Source organism: Kitasatospora sp. NPDC098663 (assembly GCF_044760075.1).
In the GTDB taxonomy this organism is placed as follows: Bacteria; Actinomycetota; Actinomycetes; order Streptomycetales; family Streptomycetaceae; genus Kitasatospora.
Genome location: NZ_JBIWAP010000005.1, coordinates 61223 through 78400, shown reverse-complemented (window position 1 = coordinate 78400; position 17178 = coordinate 61223). Strand labels below are relative to the sequence as shown.

The 17178-nt window shown below is 71.2% G+C and carries 18 protein-coding genes; 10 read left to right on the top strand and 8 right to left on the bottom strand.

Going from position 1 to position 17178, the window contains the following annotated elements:
- Positions 1-98: 98 nt before the first annotated feature.
- Positions 99-509 (bottom strand): hypothetical protein, encoded by a 411-nt coding sequence (locus tag ACIQVZ_RS07170; protein WP_402447824.1) that lies wholly within the window; start codon positions 507-509, stop codon positions 99-101.
- A gap of 432 nt (positions 510-941) precedes the next feature.
- On the opposite strand from ACIQVZ_RS07170, the gene ACIQVZ_RS07165 reads away from it, so the two are divergent.
- Positions 942-1439: a TetR-like C-terminal domain-containing protein gene (locus ACIQVZ_RS07165; RefSeq protein ID WP_350875960.1), complete on the top strand. Its 498-nt coding sequence runs from the start codon at positions 942-944 to the stop codon at positions 1437-1439.
- A gap of 114 nt (positions 1440-1553) precedes the next feature.
- On the opposite strand, the gene ACIQVZ_RS07160 is transcribed toward ACIQVZ_RS07165, so the two are convergent.
- From ACIQVZ_RS07160 to ACIQVZ_RS07130, 7 genes are all read right to left on the bottom strand, one after another.
- Complete coding sequence (locus tag ACIQVZ_RS07160; RefSeq protein WP_402447822.1) at positions 1554-2132, bottom strand: hypothetical protein; 579 nt, start codon at positions 2130-2132, stop codon at positions 1554-1556.
- A gap of 80 nt (positions 2133-2212) precedes the next feature.
- A complete protein-coding gene (locus ACIQVZ_RS07155; RefSeq protein ID WP_402447821.1) occupies positions 2213-2770 on the bottom strand; it encodes a hypothetical protein in 558 nt (185 codons plus the stop codon).
- A gap of 216 nt (positions 2771-2986) precedes the next feature.
- A complete protein-coding gene (locus tag ACIQVZ_RS07150) occupies positions 2987-4021 on the bottom strand; it encodes a sugar ABC transporter substrate-binding protein (protein WP_402447819.1) in 1035 nt (344 codons plus the stop codon).
- A gap of 80 nt (positions 4022-4101) precedes the next feature.
- Positions 4102-4800: a FadR/GntR family transcriptional regulator gene (locus ACIQVZ_RS07145; RefSeq protein WP_350875968.1), complete on the bottom strand. Its 699-nt coding sequence runs from the start codon at positions 4798-4800 to the stop codon at positions 4102-4104.
- Between the two features lie 135 nt (positions 4801-4935).
- Positions 4936-5967, bottom strand: coding sequence for an ABC transporter permease (locus ACIQVZ_RS07140; protein WP_350875970.1), 1032 nt, complete (start codon positions 5965-5967; stop codon positions 4936-4938).
- Positions 5951-7507: a sugar ABC transporter ATP-binding protein gene (locus tag ACIQVZ_RS07135; RefSeq protein WP_402447816.1), complete on the bottom strand. Its 1557-nt coding sequence runs from the start codon at positions 7505-7507 to the stop codon at positions 5951-5953. Before ACIQVZ_RS07135 ends, ACIQVZ_RS07140 begins: the two co-directional genes overlap by 17 nt.
- An 83-nt stretch (positions 7508-7590) precedes the next feature.
- The gene (locus ACIQVZ_RS07130) at positions 7591-8637 is read right to left on the bottom strand and encodes a sugar ABC transporter substrate-binding protein (RefSeq protein ID WP_350875975.1); all 1047 of its coding nucleotides are present in this window, start codon (positions 8635-8637) and stop codon (positions 7591-7593) included.
- A gap of 516 nt (positions 8638-9153) precedes the next feature.
- Between ACIQVZ_RS07130 and ACIQVZ_RS07125 the strand changes: the two genes are divergently transcribed.
- The 9 genes from ACIQVZ_RS07125 to ACIQVZ_RS07085 are packed head-to-tail and all read left to right on the top strand — an operon-like array spanning position 9154 to position 17146.
- Positions 9154-10005, top strand: coding sequence for a fumarylacetoacetate hydrolase family protein (locus tag ACIQVZ_RS07125; RefSeq protein ID WP_350875977.1), 852 nt, complete (start codon positions 9154-9156; stop codon positions 10003-10005).
- A gap of 11 nt (positions 10006-10016) precedes the next feature.
- Complete coding sequence (locus ACIQVZ_RS07120) at positions 10017-11357, top strand: L-fuconate dehydratase (RefSeq protein ID WP_402447814.1); 1341 nt, start codon at positions 10017-10019, stop codon at positions 11355-11357.
- Positions 11354-12115 carry an SDR family NAD(P)-dependent oxidoreductase gene (locus tag ACIQVZ_RS07115; RefSeq protein ID WP_402447812.1) on the top strand — a complete coding sequence of 254 codons (762 nt, stop codon included), beginning with the start codon at positions 11354-11356 and terminating at the stop codon, positions 12113-12115. The genes ACIQVZ_RS07120 and ACIQVZ_RS07115 overlap by 4 nt, the downstream gene beginning before the upstream one ends.
- Positions 12112-13110, top strand: coding sequence for an aldo/keto reductase (locus ACIQVZ_RS07110; protein ID WP_402447811.1), 999 nt, complete (start codon positions 12112-12114; stop codon positions 13108-13110). Before ACIQVZ_RS07115 ends, ACIQVZ_RS07110 begins: the two co-directional genes overlap by 4 nt.
- Positions 13110-13850 (top strand): (Fe-S)-binding protein, encoded by a 741-nt coding sequence (locus ACIQVZ_RS07105; RefSeq protein WP_402447809.1) that lies wholly within the window; start codon positions 13110-13112, stop codon positions 13848-13850. The genes ACIQVZ_RS07110 and ACIQVZ_RS07105 overlap by 1 nt, the downstream gene beginning before the upstream one ends.
- Positions 13847-15298 carry a LutB/LldF family L-lactate oxidation iron-sulfur protein gene (locus ACIQVZ_RS07100; protein WP_402447807.1) on the top strand — a complete coding sequence of 484 codons (1452 nt, stop codon included), beginning with the start codon at positions 13847-13849 and terminating at the stop codon, positions 15296-15298. The genes ACIQVZ_RS07105 and ACIQVZ_RS07100 overlap by 4 nt, the downstream gene beginning before the upstream one ends.
- Positions 15295-15948: a lactate utilization protein C gene (locus ACIQVZ_RS07095; protein ID WP_402447805.1), complete on the top strand. Its 654-nt coding sequence runs from the start codon at positions 15295-15297 to the stop codon at positions 15946-15948. The genes ACIQVZ_RS07100 and ACIQVZ_RS07095 overlap by 4 nt, the downstream gene beginning before the upstream one ends.
- Complete coding sequence (locus ACIQVZ_RS07090) at positions 15945-16256, top strand: L-rhamnose mutarotase (RefSeq protein WP_350875992.1); 312 nt, start codon at positions 15945-15947, stop codon at positions 16254-16256. Before ACIQVZ_RS07095 ends, ACIQVZ_RS07090 begins: the two co-directional genes overlap by 4 nt.
- Positions 16253-17146 carry an amidohydrolase family protein gene (locus ACIQVZ_RS07085; RefSeq protein WP_402447804.1) on the top strand — a complete coding sequence of 298 codons (894 nt, stop codon included), beginning with the start codon at positions 16253-16255 and terminating at the stop codon, positions 17144-17146. The genes ACIQVZ_RS07090 and ACIQVZ_RS07085 overlap by 4 nt, the downstream gene beginning before the upstream one ends.
- Positions 17147-17178 lie beyond the last annotated feature (32 nt).

The window sequence follows — 17178 nt, the reverse complement described above, 5'->3', positions numbered from 1 at the left end:
TGGTGCCCGCGCCGCCGCTGGTTTCCTGCTTGGTGGACGCAGCAGACCGACAGTTCCTGCGGGATGCCGACAGGTTCTATCGACCGGGTAGCCGCGACTCAGTCCGCCGGCCTGGACTTCCATTCGAACCCGGAGTTTCGGAAGGTGTGGATCGAGCACCCGGCGTACTGGCGTGCGGCCCGAGTCGCCGCCTCTCGGGACATGGCCTTCCCTCCTTCGGTGAAGATGGCGCCCTCCACACGGTCACCGATGGTCTCCCGGAGAAGGATCGAGGCGCACTCCGGGATCAGCATCTCCGTCAACCCAGTTTTCGACGCGCCAGCGGCTGACAACGTGGTGTCGGTCGGGTCCCGGACGTCGAGAGAAAGGAAGTCCGTAAGGTTTAACTTGACCTCCGTGAGCAGCACCCACAAGGCGCGGTGAGCGACAGGAATGGTCGAGTCCCAGAGCAGTTCGTCGAACCGCTGAGGGGTGATGGTGTCGATGTGTAAGGTCAGCTCCTTGGTCACGTTCCGTGATGGTTGAGGTGGGTGAGGGGGCGCTGCCACACGTAGGTCCGCAGCGATGTCCAGCCCTGTTCGGTACCCGCGAGGGGCGGTGGGCCTGCCATACTTGTAGGGCCGTCGAGCGGCCGGGCAGCGAGGCGGTCGGCGGTGGCCAGAGTGCCGGGGGGCATCTCGCAGCACGGAATCGGCACACATGAGGCCGAGAAACGCGGAGAGGTCGCGAGAGTCCCAGAGAGGCATTTTCGCAGGTCAGTGGCCAACTGGTCAGCGTTTCCGCAGTTCAGGGGCTTGCCCGGGGAAAACCTAAAAAGCAGTGATCGATGCGATACTGGCCGCGTGACCGCTACGACGCCCCCTCCGTCCGGCAACGGCAGCCGGCCCGGCGGCCGCTCCGCGAAAGTCCGAGCGGCTGTGCACCGGGCCGTCCAGGAAGTGGTGACCGAAGGCTCCCCCGACGTGCTGACGATTCCGGTGGTGGCCGCCCGCGCGGGTGTGCACGCCACCACGGTCTACCGCCGGTGGGGCTCCGTCGGCGAACTGCTCGCCGACGTCGCGACCAGCCGCTTCACCGGAGACATCGTGGTGCCGGACACCGGGAGCCTCCGTGGGGACCTGGAGCGCTACGCGTCCGACCTCGCCAAGGACCTCGGCGACCCGGACACCCTCGCCCTGGTGCGGGCCACCATCGGCACGGGCGGAGAACAAGGTGCCGCGGCGTGCCGCGGAGAGCGCGAGCAAGGGCTCGAAGCCATCCTCGGACGGGAACGGGCCCGGGGCGAACAGCCCCCGACCCTCGAACACGCCGCGGACGCCGTACTCGCGCCCCTCTACTACCGCGCCGTCTTCACCGCCCTGCCCCTGACCGCCGAATGGACCCGCACCCTCGTGTCGCGCCTGCTGTCGCCCGGTCCGATCAGCCAGCAGGCCTCCTGAAGTTCGCAGGAGGCCCGAAGAACCTGTTCGGTTTTCTTGGGCGAGGACCGAACGGAACTCGGTCGTCGCAGGTCGGGGGAGTGGCTTCGGAACCGTTGCTTCGGCCCCGTTGCTTCAGGTGTTGAGCAGGCGGTTGAAGAACGAGCGGTAGCGCCGGAGCGCGACGCGCAGTTCTTCGGTCGGCACCTCGTCGCCGCGGTGCCACTGGCCTTCGAGGTCCTGCTTGTGCGCGGAGAAGGTGGTGGCGAGTGCCTGCATCGCTTCGGCGACCAGATTGTCGGCCGCGGACACGGCACTGCGCGGGTCGTCGACGAATTCGCCCTGGATCTTCTGCCACCGGGAGCGGAACTCCTCCTGCTGCCCGCCCAGCAGCGGTTCGTTCTCGGCGGCTTCCGGGTCCTTGGTGCGCTTGGACGGCTCGGACGGTTCGGACGGCTCGGATGCCTGGGTGTAGCCCCTTTCCTGATCCTCTTCCTGTCCGCGTTCCTGCCCGTAGCTCTGCTCGCGGTCGCGGCCTTCGAGCGTGAACTCCTGCTCACCGCTCCGCTGTTCGGTGGTGGCTTCCCCGGGGAACGCCGGTGGCGAATCCGCCCCGGCGGTATCGCTCCGTTCGTCGGTGTCCTGTCGGGCGCCGGCCAGATCCTCCGTGGACAGGCCGCCCTCGCGCGGTTCGGATGTTGCTCGGCTGTGCATCTCTTCACTTCCCTCTCGGCGGTTCCGGTCGGCGGCCGTCGCCGGGTGCGTCCCGTCGGCTCGACTCGCAGGTCCGGGGCTCACGCACGGCTGCCCTGCGGACGGTCACCGTTGTGGAGCAGTTCCTCGAACAGGGTGCGGTAGTGCACCATGGCGCCCCGCAGTTCTTCCGTGGTCGCCTGGTGGCGGCTGCTGCGGTCGTTGACCTCGTGAGCGGTCCGGAAGTGCGTCAGCACGTTCCCGTGTTCGACCGAGAGGTCCTTGAGCTGCTGCTCGTATCCCTCGGTCGGGTATCCGCGCTCGCTCATGAGCGTGGTGACGAGCCGGTCCGCCTCGTGCACCGTGTCGTCGGGCCGGTCGACGAACTGTTCCTGCACCCGTGCCCAGTCCTTGGCGTACCGGTCACGGGTACCCGGTGACAGCGGTTTGATGTTCAGCGAGTCGTGGCGCGACTCGCGCTTGCGCAGCTCCCGGTCGGCGGCGAAGCGGCCGTCCTTCGCCTCCGCGGTCCGGTCGTACTCCGGGCCGAACCGCTCCTGCAGATGGCGGCGGCGGATGGCGAACGTCGCCACCAGCGCGCACGCGACCAGGAGGACGATGACGATGGCGATGACTGCGATGAGGGTCCCTGTTGACATGTGGGTCCTCCGCTTGTAGATCCGGACCTCCCTGAACGGCGCGTGCCCTGCTGCCCGGAGCCAAAACACGGACGAACCGAAGAAGTCGAACGATGTGCCACGCGGACGTGCCCGAGAGCGATCAGTGGTGGCGCACGGACCGGAGTCCCGTCGTGTCCCGTTGGTGCGGTGGATGCCGGCCTGGTGCTGGGGCCCGCCTCGGTCAGCCCGCCTCGGTCAGCCCGTGGCGTGGTTGGCCCAGAGGGACTTGTCGTCGACGTTCTCCTTGGTGACCAGGGGAGCGGGGAGCTGGTCCTCCAGGCCGTTGGGCAGGGTGATGATGGTCGACTGGTGGTCGGTGGGCCCGGGTTGGAACTTCCTGCCTTCGGCCGCGGCCTTGGCGTAGTACAGGGCGTACTTGGCGTAGAGGTCGGCGGGCTGGGAGACGGTCGCGTCGATGTCGCCCTTGCGGATCGCGTCGAACTCCTGCGGGATGCCGTCGTTGGAGACGATGGTGATGTGGCCGGGCTGGCCGGCGGGCTTGAGCAGGCCTTTCTGGCGCAGGAGGTCGAGGGTGGGCTGGAGGAAGACGCCGCCGGCCTGTAGGTAGATGCCGTTCAGGTCCCGGTTGGCGGCGAGGGTGGACTGGAGCTTGGCGGAGGCGACGTCGCCCTTCCAGTCGGTGGGCAGCGCGATCACCTGGATACCGGGGTAGTTGCGTTTCATGCAGGCGGCGAACCCCTCGGAGCGTTCGTATCCGTTGATGGAGGTCAGTGCGCCCTGGAGCTCGGCCACCTTGCCCTTGCCGCCGAGCTGCTTGCCGAGGAACTCGCAGGCCTTGGTGCCGTACGTCTTGTTGTCGGTGCGGACCACCATGTAGACGCTGCCGTGCTCCGGTTCGGTGTCCACGCTGATCGTGTGGATGTTGGCACGGAACAACTCGGAGAGTGTCGAATCGGTGGTCATGGTGTTCTGCGGCGCCATGACGATGGACTTGGGATGTCGGGCGGCCAGCGACTGGACGTTGGCGGTGAACGTCGCGTCGTCGCCGTTCGAACGGGTCGGGGGCAGGACACTCAGCTGCTGGTCGTTGATCTCCTGCTGGAGGTACTTCGCGTACGCCTTCCAGAAGTCGGAGTCGGCGCGGGGGATGTCGATGCCGATCTGGGGGCGGGCGCCGGGGTCATCAGTGCCACCGCAGGCGGTGAGGCAGCCGGCGAGCAACACGGCGATGCAGCCCGTGCAGGTGGTCCGGATGGTTCGGCTCTTCATGTGTCAGACCGTCCTGGGTCGTGGGGGTCTTGCGCGCTGAGGGGGAGGGGAACGGATGTGCGGGATTCGGCACGCCGCCGTCAGGCGATGGCGTCGAGGTCCGGGGGGTCGGTGCCGGCGGCCAGCCAGTCCTCGACGGCGGCGACGTGCACGGTGCTGGCACTGGCGGCCAGGACGGCGTCGTGGTCGACCAGGGCCCGCCAGATGGCCTCGTGTTCGCGGTGTGCCTGCTCGCGGGCAGGGGCGTCGTGTGTACCGCGCACGATGCGCAGCCGCTGGGTGTGGGTGGAGAGGATGCCGAGCAGGGTGGACAGCACGGGGTTGCCGACGGCGTCGGCGATGGTGCGGTGGAACTCGATGTCGAGCTCGATGAACTCCTCGATGCCGGCAGCCGCGGCGCTCTGGTCGAGGACGGCCCGCAGCGTTCGCAGGTGGTCGTCGGTGAGCAGGCCGGCGGCGAGGGCGGTGACCTGCGGCTCCAGCAGGCGCCGTACCTGGAGGAGCTGCCGGGCCGTGTGCCCGCGGGAGACGTCGGAGGCGAAGGCCATGGCTTCCAGCAGGAGGTGCGGCTCCAGGCCGGAGACGTAGGTGCCGTCGCCCTGCCGGGGGACGAGGATCCGCATCGCGGTGAGCGCCCGGACGGCCTCGCGCAGCGAGTTGCGGGACAGCCCGAGCTGGTCGGCGAGGTCGGCTTCGTTGGGCAGTCGCGCGCCGGGCAGCAGGGCGCCGGAGACGATCATTTCCTTGATCTTCTCGATGGCCTGGTCGGTCACCGCCATGGTGTTCGCCTCCTGCGTGCGGGCCTGGGAGTGCTGGTCGGTCGAGGGGGCGGAGTGGGGGAGGCCGAAGCGGCGCGACCGGTTCCCGCGGGGCTGGTCGCGCCGCTTCGGTGGCTCTCGGGCCGGGGGACCCCGTCACTCCTGTTTCTCGCCCGAGGCGAAGCGGGAGATGATCAGCGCGACGATGATGATCGCGCCGTTGAGGAACTGGTTCCACAGCGGCGGCACGCCCGCGAGGGTCATGACGTTGACCACGAGCTGGAGGGTCAGCACACCGGTCAGGGCGCCGAAGAGGGTGCCGCGCCCGCCGTTGAGGCTGACGCCGCCGATGACGGTGGCGGCGAAGACCTGGAAGATCCACCCGTTGCCCTGGTCGGCGGAGATGGAGCCGTAGTGGCCGGTGTAGAGGACGCCGGCGAAGGCGGCCAGCAGGCCGCCGAGGACCAGCACGATCCAGGTGATCCGGTCGACCCGGATGCCGGCGGCGCGGGCGGCCTCGGGGTTGCCGCCGATCGCGTACAGGGCGCGGCCGTGGCGGAGCCAGGCGAGGGCACAGCCGCCGGCCAGGAAGAGCAGGGCGCAGATCCAGATCGCCGCGGGGACGCCGAGCCAGCTGGTGCTGCCGAGGTAGGTGAAGGAGCCGGGCAGGTTGACGATCGACTGGCCCTCGGAGATCGCGACCTGGAGGCCGCGGAGCAGGGTGAGCGCGCCGAGGGTGACGATGAAGCCGTTGAGGCGCAGCTTGAGGATCAGGAACCCGTTGATCGCCCCGATGAGCGCGCCGACGGCCAGGCACAGCGGGATGGCCGTCCAGGAGGGCAGGAGCCCGAGGCCGTTGAAGCGCGCGCCGTGGTCGGGGAGGACCAGCCAGACGGCGATGACGGGGGCCACGCCGATCGTGGATTCCAGGGACAGGTCCATCCGGCCGACGACCAGGATCAGCGCCTCGGCCAGCACCAGCAGGCTCAGTTCGGTGGCCTGCTGGCCGACGCCCAGGAGGTTGTCGGAGGTGAGGAAGGCGGGTGAGACGACGAAGCCGATGACGCCGAGGACGAGCAGGACCGGTACGAGCGAGAGGTCGCGGTAGCGGGCGAGGTCGAAGCGCCGGCCGGCCGGTGCGGTGCCGGCGGTGGCCGCGCGCGGGTGGACCTCAGTGGTGGGAGACATTGCGTTCCTTCGTGTCGGTCGGGCCGGACATGCCCTCCATGGCTGCGACCAGCTGTTCGTCGCTCCAGCCGTGCTCGAACTCGGCGACGACGCGGCCGTGGAACATGGCCAGGACGCGGTCGCAGACCCGCAGGTCGTCGAGTTCGTCGGACACGATCAGAGCGCTCCTCCCGGCGTCGGCGACCTCGCGGACGGTGCCGAGCAGGGACTCCTTGGATTTGACGTCGACGCCGTTGGTGGGCCGGATGGCCACCAGGACGTGCGGCTCGGTGGCCAGGGCCCGCGCGATGACCACCTTCTGCTGGTTGCCGCCGGACAGCGCGGACACCGGGGCCGAGGGGCCGGGTGTCTTGATGTCGAGGTCGCCGATCATCCGTTCGGCGAAGGCCCGGGTGCGGGAGGGCAGCACCGTGCCGAAGGGCCCGAGCTGGTCGGTGACGGTCAGGGTGGCGTTCTCGGCGACACTGCGCTGCGGGATGAGGCCCTGGATGTGCCGGTCCTCGGGCACGAACCCGATGCCGGCCGCGAGAGCGGCGGGAACGCGCCCGGTGCGCACCGGGCGGCCCGCGACGGTGATCGTGCCGGCCTGCGGGCGGTGCAGACCGGCGATGGTCTCGCCGAGCCGGACGTTGCCGCTGGCGGCCGCTCCGGCCAGGCCCACGACCTCGCCGGCGTGCGCGGTCAGGGAGAAGTCCTGGTAGGCGCCGGCCAGGCTCAGGCCCGAGACGTCCAGCAGCGGGGCACCGTCGGGGCGCGTCCGGCCGGTCACCGACCAGGCGGGCCCGCTGTCCCGGGAGCTCTCGCCGGTCATCGCCTCCACCAGGGCCTGCTGGTCGAGTTCGGCGACCGGCGCGGTGATGACGTGCCGGGCGTCGCGGTAGACCGTGACGGTGGTGCAGAGGTCGTAGACCTCTTGCAGGTGATGGGAGATGAACAGGAAGGCGACGCCCTGCTCCTGCAGTGAGCGCAGCTTGTCGAAGAGCCGCTCGATGCCGCGCGCGTCGAGCTTGGCGGTGGGCTCGTCCAGGATGATGAAGCGGGCCCCGAAGGACAGCGCCCGGGCGATCTCGACGAACTGGCGCTGCTCGACACTCAGGTCCTCGGCGCGCGCGGTCGGGGCGACGTCCACGCCGTACTCGGCGAGCAGCTCGGTTGCGCGGCCGCGCAGCTGCTTCCAGCTGATCGGGCGCAGGGCGCCTCTGCTCTGCCTGTCCAGGAAGAGGTTCTCGGCGACGGTCAGCGCGGGGATGATGGTGGAGCGCTGGTAGACGCAGGCGACCCGGGACCGCCAGGCGTCGGTGTCACCGGGGGCCGGGGCCTGCTCGCCGTCGAAGCGCAGGGTGCCGGTGTCGGGGTGCTGCAGGCCGGTGAGGATCGAGACGAGCGTGGACTTGCCCGCGCCGTTGCGGCCTACCAGGGCGTGCGACTCGCCAGGCGCGACCGAGATGCGGGCGTCGCTGAGGGCGACGGTGGCGCCGAAGCGCTTGCTGATCCCGTCGGCCTCGACGACGGGGCCCCGGACGGGGCTGGGGTCCGCCATGGCGGGGATGTCCTTTCCGCGGGATCCGCGAGTGGCGGCCCGGGAAGGGGGGTCCGGGCCGCCACGCACGAGGGGTCGGTGGGCTACTTGCCTACGCCGTTGCCCCAGAGGGACTTGTCGTCGACGTTCTCCTTGGTGACCAGGGGAGCGGGGAGCTGGTCCTCCAGGCCGTTGGGCAGGGAGATGATGGTCGACTGGTGGTCGGTGGCACCGGGTTGGAAGGTCTTGCCCTCGGCCGCGGCCTGCGCGTAGAACAGCGCGTACTTGGCGTAGAGGTCGGCGGGCTGGGAGACGGTCGCGTCGATGTCGCCCTTGCGGATCGCGTCGAACTCCTGCGGGATGCCGTCGTTGGAGACGATGGCGATGTGACCGGGCTGGCCGGCGGGCTTGAGCAGGCCCTTCTGCTGGAGCAGGGCGATGGTGGGCTGCAGGAAGACACCGCCGGCCTGGAGGTAGACGCCGCCCAGGTCCGGGTTGGCGGCGAGGGTGGACTGGAGCTTGGCGGAGGCGACGTCGCCCTTCCAGTCGGTGGCCAGCTCGATCACCTGGATGTCGGGGAACTTCTCCTTCATGCAGGCGGCGAAGGCCTCGGAGCGGTCGCGGCCGTTGACGGAGCTCAGCGCGCCCTGGAGTTCGGCGACCTTGCCCTTGCCGCCGAGCTGCTGGCCGAGGAACTCGCAGGCCTTGGTGCCGTACGCCTTGTTGTCGGCGCGCACCACCATGTAGACGTTCCCCTTGTCGGGGCGGGTGTCGATGCTGACCACGGGGATCTTCTTGGCGGTCAGCTGGTCGAGGGTGGAGGCGATCGCGCCGGTGTCCTGCGGGGCCATGACGACGGCCTTGGCGCCGGTGTTCTGGAAGACCTGGACGTTGGCGACCAGCTTGGTGACGTCGTTCTGCGAGTTGCTCACCGGCAGGGTGTTGAGGCCCTGGGCGGAGGCGTCCTGCTTGATGTACTGCGCGTAGGAGTTCCAGAAGTCGGAGTCCGCACGCGGCAGGTCGATGCCGAGCGCCGGCTTGCCGCCGGCGGCGGAGTCCGTCGTGCTGCCGCGGTTGCAGGCCGTGGCGGCCCCCGCCAGGACGACTACGGCGGCGGCCGTGGCCGCGATTCTGGAGGAGCGAGGCTTCATGGTGCTGATCTCCTTGGCTGGGATGTCCGGGCTCCCCCGCGAGGGTGGGGAGCCGGTGTGGCGGGAGGCGGAGAGGCCTGTCCCCCCGGGAGGTGGAGCGGGGGCGGTTGGGCCGGACCTCCCTTCCCGGTCGTCATCCAGGAGGGAGGCCGTGGATGCGGCGGGTCGTGGCAGGCGCGCTGGATCGTGCTCTCCGCAGTCATCGGATGGCTTGCGATCACGAGGACCATACGAGCTTGGCACCTGACTGACAATAGGGAAACCTCGGGCGAATCTCAACCGTAACGTCCGGGCCTCCATGTCGGATGATAACGAGCTGTCATCTCCTTTCTGAGCTGGAGATTTGATGAACAGTTAGGAGAGGTTCGACTCCTGGCCCCGATGGGCGCCGACAGACATCGGAGGACTTCTTGCGGTGCGTGGCCGACACTCGTATGGTCAGGGCGTCGAGGATTCATCCGATGTGTCGGCCCGGTGAAGAGCCCCGGCCCGCAGACCTATGACAGGAGCCATGGCATGAAGCTCATGCGGATCGGACCGGCGGGAGAAGAGGCTCCGGCAGCCCTCGGCGACGACGGCCGGGTCTTCGCGCTCTCGGGCCTGACCGGTGACATCGACGGGGCGTTCCTCGCCTCGGACGGGATCGACCGCGTTCGTGCCGCCCTGGCCGCCGGAGAGCTCCCTCCGATCGACCCGGTCGGCCTGCGGATCGGCGCCCCCGTCGCCCGGCCGGGCAAGGTCGTCTGCATCGGCCTCAACTACCGCGACCACGCCGAGGAGACCGGCGCCGCCGTCCCCGCCCGGCCGGTGGTCTTCATGAAGGACCCGTCCGCCGTGGTCGGTCCCTGCGACCAGGTGCTGATCCCGCGCGGCTCGGCCAAGACCGACTGGGAGGTCGAACTCGCGGTCGTGATCGGCCGCGAGGCCCGCTACCTGGACTCGCCCCGACAGGCCCTCGCCCATGTCGCGGGCTACGCGATCAGCAACGACGTGTCCGAGCGGGAGTTCCAGCTCGAGTACTCCGGGCAGTGGGACCTCGGCAAGTCCTGCGAGACCTTCAACCCGCTCGGCCCCTGGCTGGTTACCCCGGACGAGGCCGGCGACGTGCGGGCCCTCGGCCTCCGTCTGGCCGTCAACGGCGAGCAGCGGCAGAGCGGCAGCACCAAGAACATGATCTTCGACGTCCCGTACCTGGTCTGGTACCTCAGCCAGTACATGGTGCTGCGGCCCGGAGACGTCATCAACACCGGCACCCCGGCCGGCGTGGCCCTGGGGCTGCCCGGCACCCCCTACCTGCGCGCGGGCGACACCGTCGAACTGGCCATCGACGGCCTCGGCACCCAGCGCCAGACCTTCTCCAACGCCTGAAAGGCACCACGTTGTCCGCAACCACAGCGCGGATCACCGCCGTCGACACCTTCGACATCCGCTTCCCCACCTCGCGGGAGCTGGACGGGTCCGACGCCATGAATCCCGACCCCGACTACTCCGCGGCCTACGTCGTCCTGCGCGCCTCCGCGGGCGGCCACGAGGGCCACGGGTTCACCTTCACCATCGGTCGCGGCAACGACGTCCAGGTCGCCGCCATCGACGCGCTGCGCCCGCACGTCGTCGGACGGTCCGTCGCCCAGCTGTGCGCCGACCCCGGCTCCCTGTACCGCGACCTGATCGGTGACAGCCAGCTGCGCTGGCTCGGACCCGAGAAGGGCGTGATGCACATGGCGATCGGAGCCGTCGTCAACGCCGTCTGGGACCTCGCCGCCAAGCGCGAGGGCAAGCCGCTGTGGCAGCTGCTGGCCGACGCCGACCCCGCATGGCTGGTGTCCCAGGTCGACTTCCGCTACATCGCCGACGCGCTGACGCCCGATGAGGCCCTCGAACTGCTGCGCAAGGGCAGACAGGGCGCACCCGGGCGGGCCGCCGAACTCCTGCGCCGCGGCTACCCCGCCTACACCACCTCGCCCGGCTGGCTCGGCTACAGCGACGAGAAGCTCACCCGCCTCGCCAAGGAGGCGGTGGCCGACGGCTTCACCCAGATCAAGCTGAAGGTCGGCGCGGACCTGGAGGACGACATCCGCCGCTGCCGCGCCGCCCGCGAGGCCGTCGGTCCGGACATCCGGATGGCGATCGACGCCAACCAGCGCTGGAACGTCGCCGAGGCGATCGAGTGGACGAACGAGCTCGCCGAGTTCGACCCCTACTGGATCGAGGAGCCGACCAGCCCGGACGACGTGCTCGGCCACGCCGCCGTCCGGCGCGGTGTCCACCCCGTCAAGGTCGCCACCGGCGAGCACGTGCAGAACCGCATCGTCTTCAAACAGCTGCTCCAGGCCGGCGCCATCGACATCCTCCAACTGGACTCGGCCCGGGTGGCCGGCGTGAACGAGAACCTCGCCATCCTGCTGCTCGCCGCCAGGTTCGGCGTCCCCGTGTGCCCGCACGCCGGCGGCGTGGGCCTGTGCGAACTCGTCCAGCACCTGTCGATGTTCGACTACGTCGCGCTCTCCGGCACCACCGAGGACCGCGTCATCGAGTACGTCGACCACCTCCACCAGCACTTCCTCGACCCCGTGGTCATCGACGGCGGCCGCTACCGGGCACCCACCGTGCCCGGGTTCTCCGCCACCATGCACCAGGTGGCCATCGACACCTACACCTACCCCGACGGCACGTTCTGGGCAGCCGACCTGGCCGGCGGCGACAAGGAGGAGCGCTCATGACGACCGACCTCGACGGGCTCACCGCCCTGGTCACCGGCGGTGCCTCCGGCATCGGACTGGCCACCGCCCGGTTGCTCGGCGCACGCGGAGCGGACGTCGCCGTCCTCGACCTCGACCCGAGCGGCGTCCGCGCCCCGCTGCGCGGCTTCACCGCCGACGTCGCCGATGACCGCTCCGTACGCGAGGCCGTCCAGGCGGCGGCCGAGGCGCTCGGCGGGATCGACATCCTGGTCAACAACGCCGGCATCGGCGCCGCCGGAACCGTGGAGGACAACTCGGACGAGCAGTGGCACCACGTCCTGGACGTCAACGTGCTCGGCATCGTCCGCACCACCCGCGCCGCCCTGCCCCACCTGCGCCGCTCCGCCTCCGCCTCGGTGGTCAACACCTGCTCCATCGCCGCCACGGCCGGACTGCCCCGGCGCGCGCTGTACGCGGCGAGCAAGGGCGCCGTCCACTCGCTCACCCTGGCCATGGCAGCCGACCACGTCCGCGAAGGCATCCGGGTCAACTGCGTCAACCCGGGCACCGTCGACACCCCGTGGGTCGGCCGGCTGCTCGACGCGGCCGACGACCCGGCCGCCGAGCGCTCCGCACTGAACGCCCGCCAGCCCACCGGCCGGCTGGTCACCGCCGAGGAGGTCGCCGCCGCCATCGCCTACCTCGCCTCCCCGGCCGCCGCCAGCGTCACGGGCACCGCGCTCGCCGTCGACGGCGGCATGGCCGGCCTGCGCCTGCGACCGGAGCCACGCCCGTGAAGCCGCGCCACCACCCCCTCGGCCGCAGCAGGGCCCAGGTGACCGAACTCGCCTTCGGCGCCGCCGGCATCGGCAACCTGTTCACCCCGGTCACCGACGAGCAGGCCGAACAGGCCGTCACCGCCGCCTGGGAGTCCGGCGTACGGTACTTCGACACCGCCCCGCACTACGGCCTGGGCCTGTCCGAGCGGCGACTCGGCGCCGCCCTGCGCGCGTTCCCCCGGGACCAGTACACGATCTCCACGAAGGTCGGACGCCTGCTGGAGCCGGCCTGCTCCGGCGACGGCGACGACCTGGCCGACGGCTTCGCCGTGCCCGCCACCCACCACCGCGTCTGGGACTTCAGCGCCCGGGGCGTGCGCCGCTCCATCGAGGACAGCCTGGACCGGCTCGGCCTCGACCGGATCGACATCGCGTACCTGCACGACCCCGACGACCACGCCGAACAGGCGCTCGCCGAGGCCTACCCGGAACTCGAACGCCTGCGCGCCGAAGGCGTCCTGGGAGCGATCGGCGTCGGCATGAACCAGGCCGGGCTGCCCGCCCGGTTCATCCGCGAGACCGACCTCGACGCCGTCCTGCTCGCCGGCCGCTACAGCCTCCTCGACCAGCAGGGCCTTGCGGAACTGCTGCCCCTGGCCCACCGGCGCGGCGTCGGCGTCGTGATCGGCGGCGTCTTCAACTCCGGCCTGCTCGCCGACCCGCGGCCCGGCGCCACCTTCGACTACGCCGCGGCCCCCGCAGACCTGCTCACCAGGGCCACCGACCTCAAGGCCGTCTGCGAGCGGCACGGCGTCCCGCTGCGCGCCGCCGCCCTGAAGTTCCCGTTCGGGCACCCGGCGGTGGCGAGCGTGCTGGTCGGCACCCGCAGCGCCGGCGAGGCCCGGGACGCCGCCGCCATGCTCGGCCACCCCGTTCCGGCGGCGCTCTGGGCCGAGCTCAAGCACCGCGGACTGCTTCCCGCGGACGTCCCGACCCCGGGGGAGGCGGGCTGATGCGCATCGCCCTGTTCATCACCTGCTTCAACGACACCCTCTTCCCCGACACCGGCCGCGCGGTGGTGACGGTGCTGGAGCGGCTCGGCCACCGTGTCGAGTTCCCCCGGGAACAGACCTGCTGCGGCCAGATGCACTTCAACACCGGCTACCGCCCCGACGCCGTCCCGCTGGTGACCCGCTTCGCCCGGGCCTTCGCCGACTACGACGCCGTGGTCACGCCGTCCGCCTCCTGCGCCGGGATGGTCCGTGACAACCACCCCCTGCTCGCCGAACGGCACGGCACCGCCCCGCTCCTCCGACAGGTCACCGAACTGGTGCCCCGGGTACACGAGTTCACCGAGTTCCTGACCGACGTGCTCGGCGTCACGGACGTCGGTGCCCGCTTCCCGCACCGCGTCGTCTACCACCCCACCTGCCACTCCCTGCGCGGCCTGCGTCTCGGCGATCGCCCGGACCGGCTGCTGCGCGCCGTCGAGGACATCGACCTGGTCGACCTGCCCGCGGCCGACTCCTGCTGCGGCTTCGGCGGCACCTTCGCCGTGAAGAACGCCGACACCTCCGCCGCGATGCTCGCCGACAAGAACGCCGCCGTCCTGGACAGCGGAGCCGAGGTCCTGTGCGCCGCCGACAACTCCTGCCTGATGCACATCGGCGGCGGACTGTCCCGCCGGGGCGCGACGGTGCGGACCTTGCACCTGGCCGAGATCCTCGCCGCCACCGAAGGAACCGCACGATGAGCAAGCCCGGCGGCCGCGGCGTCGTCTGGCTCGGTTCCCCGTCCTTTCCCGACGCCGCCCGCGAGGCGCTCGGCAACACCCGGCTGCGCGCCAATCTGAAACGCGCCACCACCACCATCCGCGACAAGCGGCTCGCCGTCGCCTCCGAGTTGGACGACTGGGAGCACCTGCGCGACGCCGCCGCCGCGATCAAGAACCGCACCTCACGCCACCTCGACCGCTACCTCGTCCGGCTGGAGGCCGCCGTCACCGCCGCGGGCGGCACCGTGCACTGGGCCTCGGACGCCGCCGAGGCCAACCGCATCGTCACCGAACTCGTGCGGGCCACCGGCGAACGCGAGGTCGTGAAGATCAAGTCCATGGCGACTCAGGAGATCGGCCTCAACGAGGCCCTCGCCGAAGCCGGCATCACCGCCTACGAGACGGACCTCGCCGAACTCATCGTCCAACTCGGCGACGACCGCCCGTCCCACATCCTCGTCCCCGCGATCCACCGCAACCGGACCGAGATCCGCGACCTCTTCCTCGCCGAGATGGCCCACTGGGGGCAGCCCGCACCGGAGAACCTCGGCGACGACCCGCGTGAGCTCGCCGAAGCCGCCCGCCTGCACCTGAGGGAGAAGTTCCTCACCGCCAAGGTGGCCGTCTCGGGCGCCAACTTCGCCGTCGCCGACACCGGCACGGTCGTCGTCGTGGAGTCCGAGGGCAACGGCCGGATGTGCCTCACCCTGCCCGAAACCCTCATCACCGTCATGGGCATCGAGAAGACCGTCCCGACCTGGCAGGACCTGGAGGTCTTCCTCCAACTGCTGCCCCGCTCCTCCACCGGTGAGCGGATGAACCCCTACACCTCCACCTGGACCGGAACCACCGACGGCGACGGCCCCGGGGAGTTCCACCTGGTGCTGCTCGACAACGGCCGCACCGACACCCTCGCCGACGAGGTCGGACGGCAGGTACTCGGCTGCATCCGCTGCTCGGCCTGCCTCAACGTCTGCCCCGTCTTCGAGCGCACCGGCGGCCACGCCTACGGCTCGGTCTACCCAGGACCGATCGGCGCCGTCCTCACCCCGCAACTGGTCGGCGTGGAGAACGCGGCGTCCCTTCCGTTCGCCTCCACCCTGTGCGGCGCCTGCTACGACGCCTGCCCGGTGAAGATCGACATCCCGGAGGTGCTGGCCCACCTGCGGGCCAAGGCCGTCGAGAGCAGGCCGAGGGGAGCCGAGGCGCTGGCCATGAAGGCCGCCGCCACCGTCCTCGACTCCCCGCGCCTGCTCTCCGCGGCCCAGAAGGCCGCCGCGCTCGGCGGCAGGGCGCTCGCCAGGGAGGGGCGGATCGGCCGGCTGCCGGGCCCGCTGCACGGCTGGTCCGACACCCGCGACACCCCCGCACCTCCGGCAGAGTCCTTCCGCACCTGGTGGCGCAAGAACAGGGAAGGTGAACGATGAGCAGCCGTGAGGCGGTTCTCGGCCGCATCCGGGCGGCGCTCGCCGACGTCCCCGCCGACGAACGGCCCGACGACGTCCCCGTACCCCGGGCCTACCGCCGCAGCCACACCGAGCCGGGCGAGGACACCGTCGCCCTGTTCGCCGAGCGGGTCGCCGACCACCGCGCGAACGTCACCCGCACCGACCGGGCGGGCCTGCCGGCCGCCATCGCCGCCGCGCTCACCGCATCCGGGGCGAGCAACCTGGCACTGCCCAGCGGCTTTCCCGTCGAGCTGCTGCCGCCCGGCGACTGGCAGTGGCACCCGGAACCGCTGGACGTCCAGGCCCTGAACGCCCTGGACGGCGCCTGCACCCTTGCCGCCGCCGGCATCGCCGTCACCGGGACCATCGTCCTCGACACCGGCCCGGGCCAGGGCCGCCGCGCCCTCACCCTCGTCCCCGACTACCATCTGTGCGTCATCCGCGCCGGACAGATCGCCGCCGACGTCCCCGACGCCCTCGCCCGCCTCGACCCCGCGCTGCCGCTGACCTTCATCTCGGGACCGTCCGCCACCAGCGACATCGAACTCGACCGCGTCGAGGGCGTGCACGGCCCCCGCACCCTGCACGTCGTCATCGTCGACCACCCCACCCACCCGGAGCAGCCATGAGAGTCGCCCTGCACACCCGCCTCCGCCCGGACCGGATCGCCGAGTACGAGGCCGCCCACCGGGACGTGCCCGCCGAACTCGTCGCAGCCATCCGGGCTGCCGGCGCCACCTCGTGGACGATCTGGCGCAGCGGTTGCGAGCTGTTCCACCTGCTGGAGTGCGAGGACTACGCCCGGCTCCTCGCCGAACTGGAGCACCTCCCGGCCAACACCGCCTGGCAGGAGAGGATGGGCGAACTGCTCGACATCAGCCACGACTACTCGGACGCCGGCGCCGGGGCCGGGCTCCCGGCCGTGTGGGAACTGTGACCAGGCGTCAGATCGTCGACGCGCACCACCACGTCTGGGACCTCGGCACGCGGCCGCAGCCCTGGATCAGCGGCGAGGCCCTCGCTCCCCTGGCCCGCTCCTTCACCGCCGTCGACCTCGCCCCCGAAGCCGCGGAGGCCGGAGTGGTCGCCACGGTCGTCGTGCAGACCGTCTGCGTCCCCGAGGAGACCGCCGAACTGCTGGCGCTGGCCGACGGCGGCGACCTGATCGCCGGCGTCGTCGGCTGGACCGACCTCACCGCCCCCGGCGTTGCCGACGCGATCGCCGCCCTGCGTGAACTCCCCGGCGGGGAACGGCTGGTGGGCATCAGGCACCAGGTCCAGGAGGAGCCCGACCCCGAGTGGCTGCTGCGCCCCGACGTCCAGCGCGGCCTGCTCGCCGTCGCCGAGGCCGGTCTCGCCTACGACCTCGTCGTCAAGCCGCACCAGCTGCCCGCCGCCGCCCTCGCGGCCGCCCGGCTCGCCGGCCTGACGTTCGTCCTCGACCACCTCGGCAAGCCCCCGATCGCCGACGGCGCGCTCGACCCCTGGGCCGTGGACCTGCGCCGCCTGGCCGCGCTGCCCAACACCGTGGGAAAGCTTTCCGGCCTGGTGACCGAGGCCGCCCCCGGCCGGTGGCGGACGGCGGACCTCAGGCCCTACGCCGACACCGCCCTGGAGGCCTTCGGCCCGCAGCGGCTCCTCTTCGGCTCCGACTGGCCGGTGTGCACCCTGGAGGCCGGCTACGCCGAGGTCGCCCGGATCACCCGGCACCTCGTGGACGGCCTCAGCGCGGGGGAGGAGGACGCGGTGTTCCGGCACAACGCGGTCCGCGTGTACGGGCTCGGCGCCCCGCGCCGGCCTGCGGAGGGACGTGCCGGATGGTCTTGACCTGTCGCGATCAAGGCCAGCTCCGGGTGGGT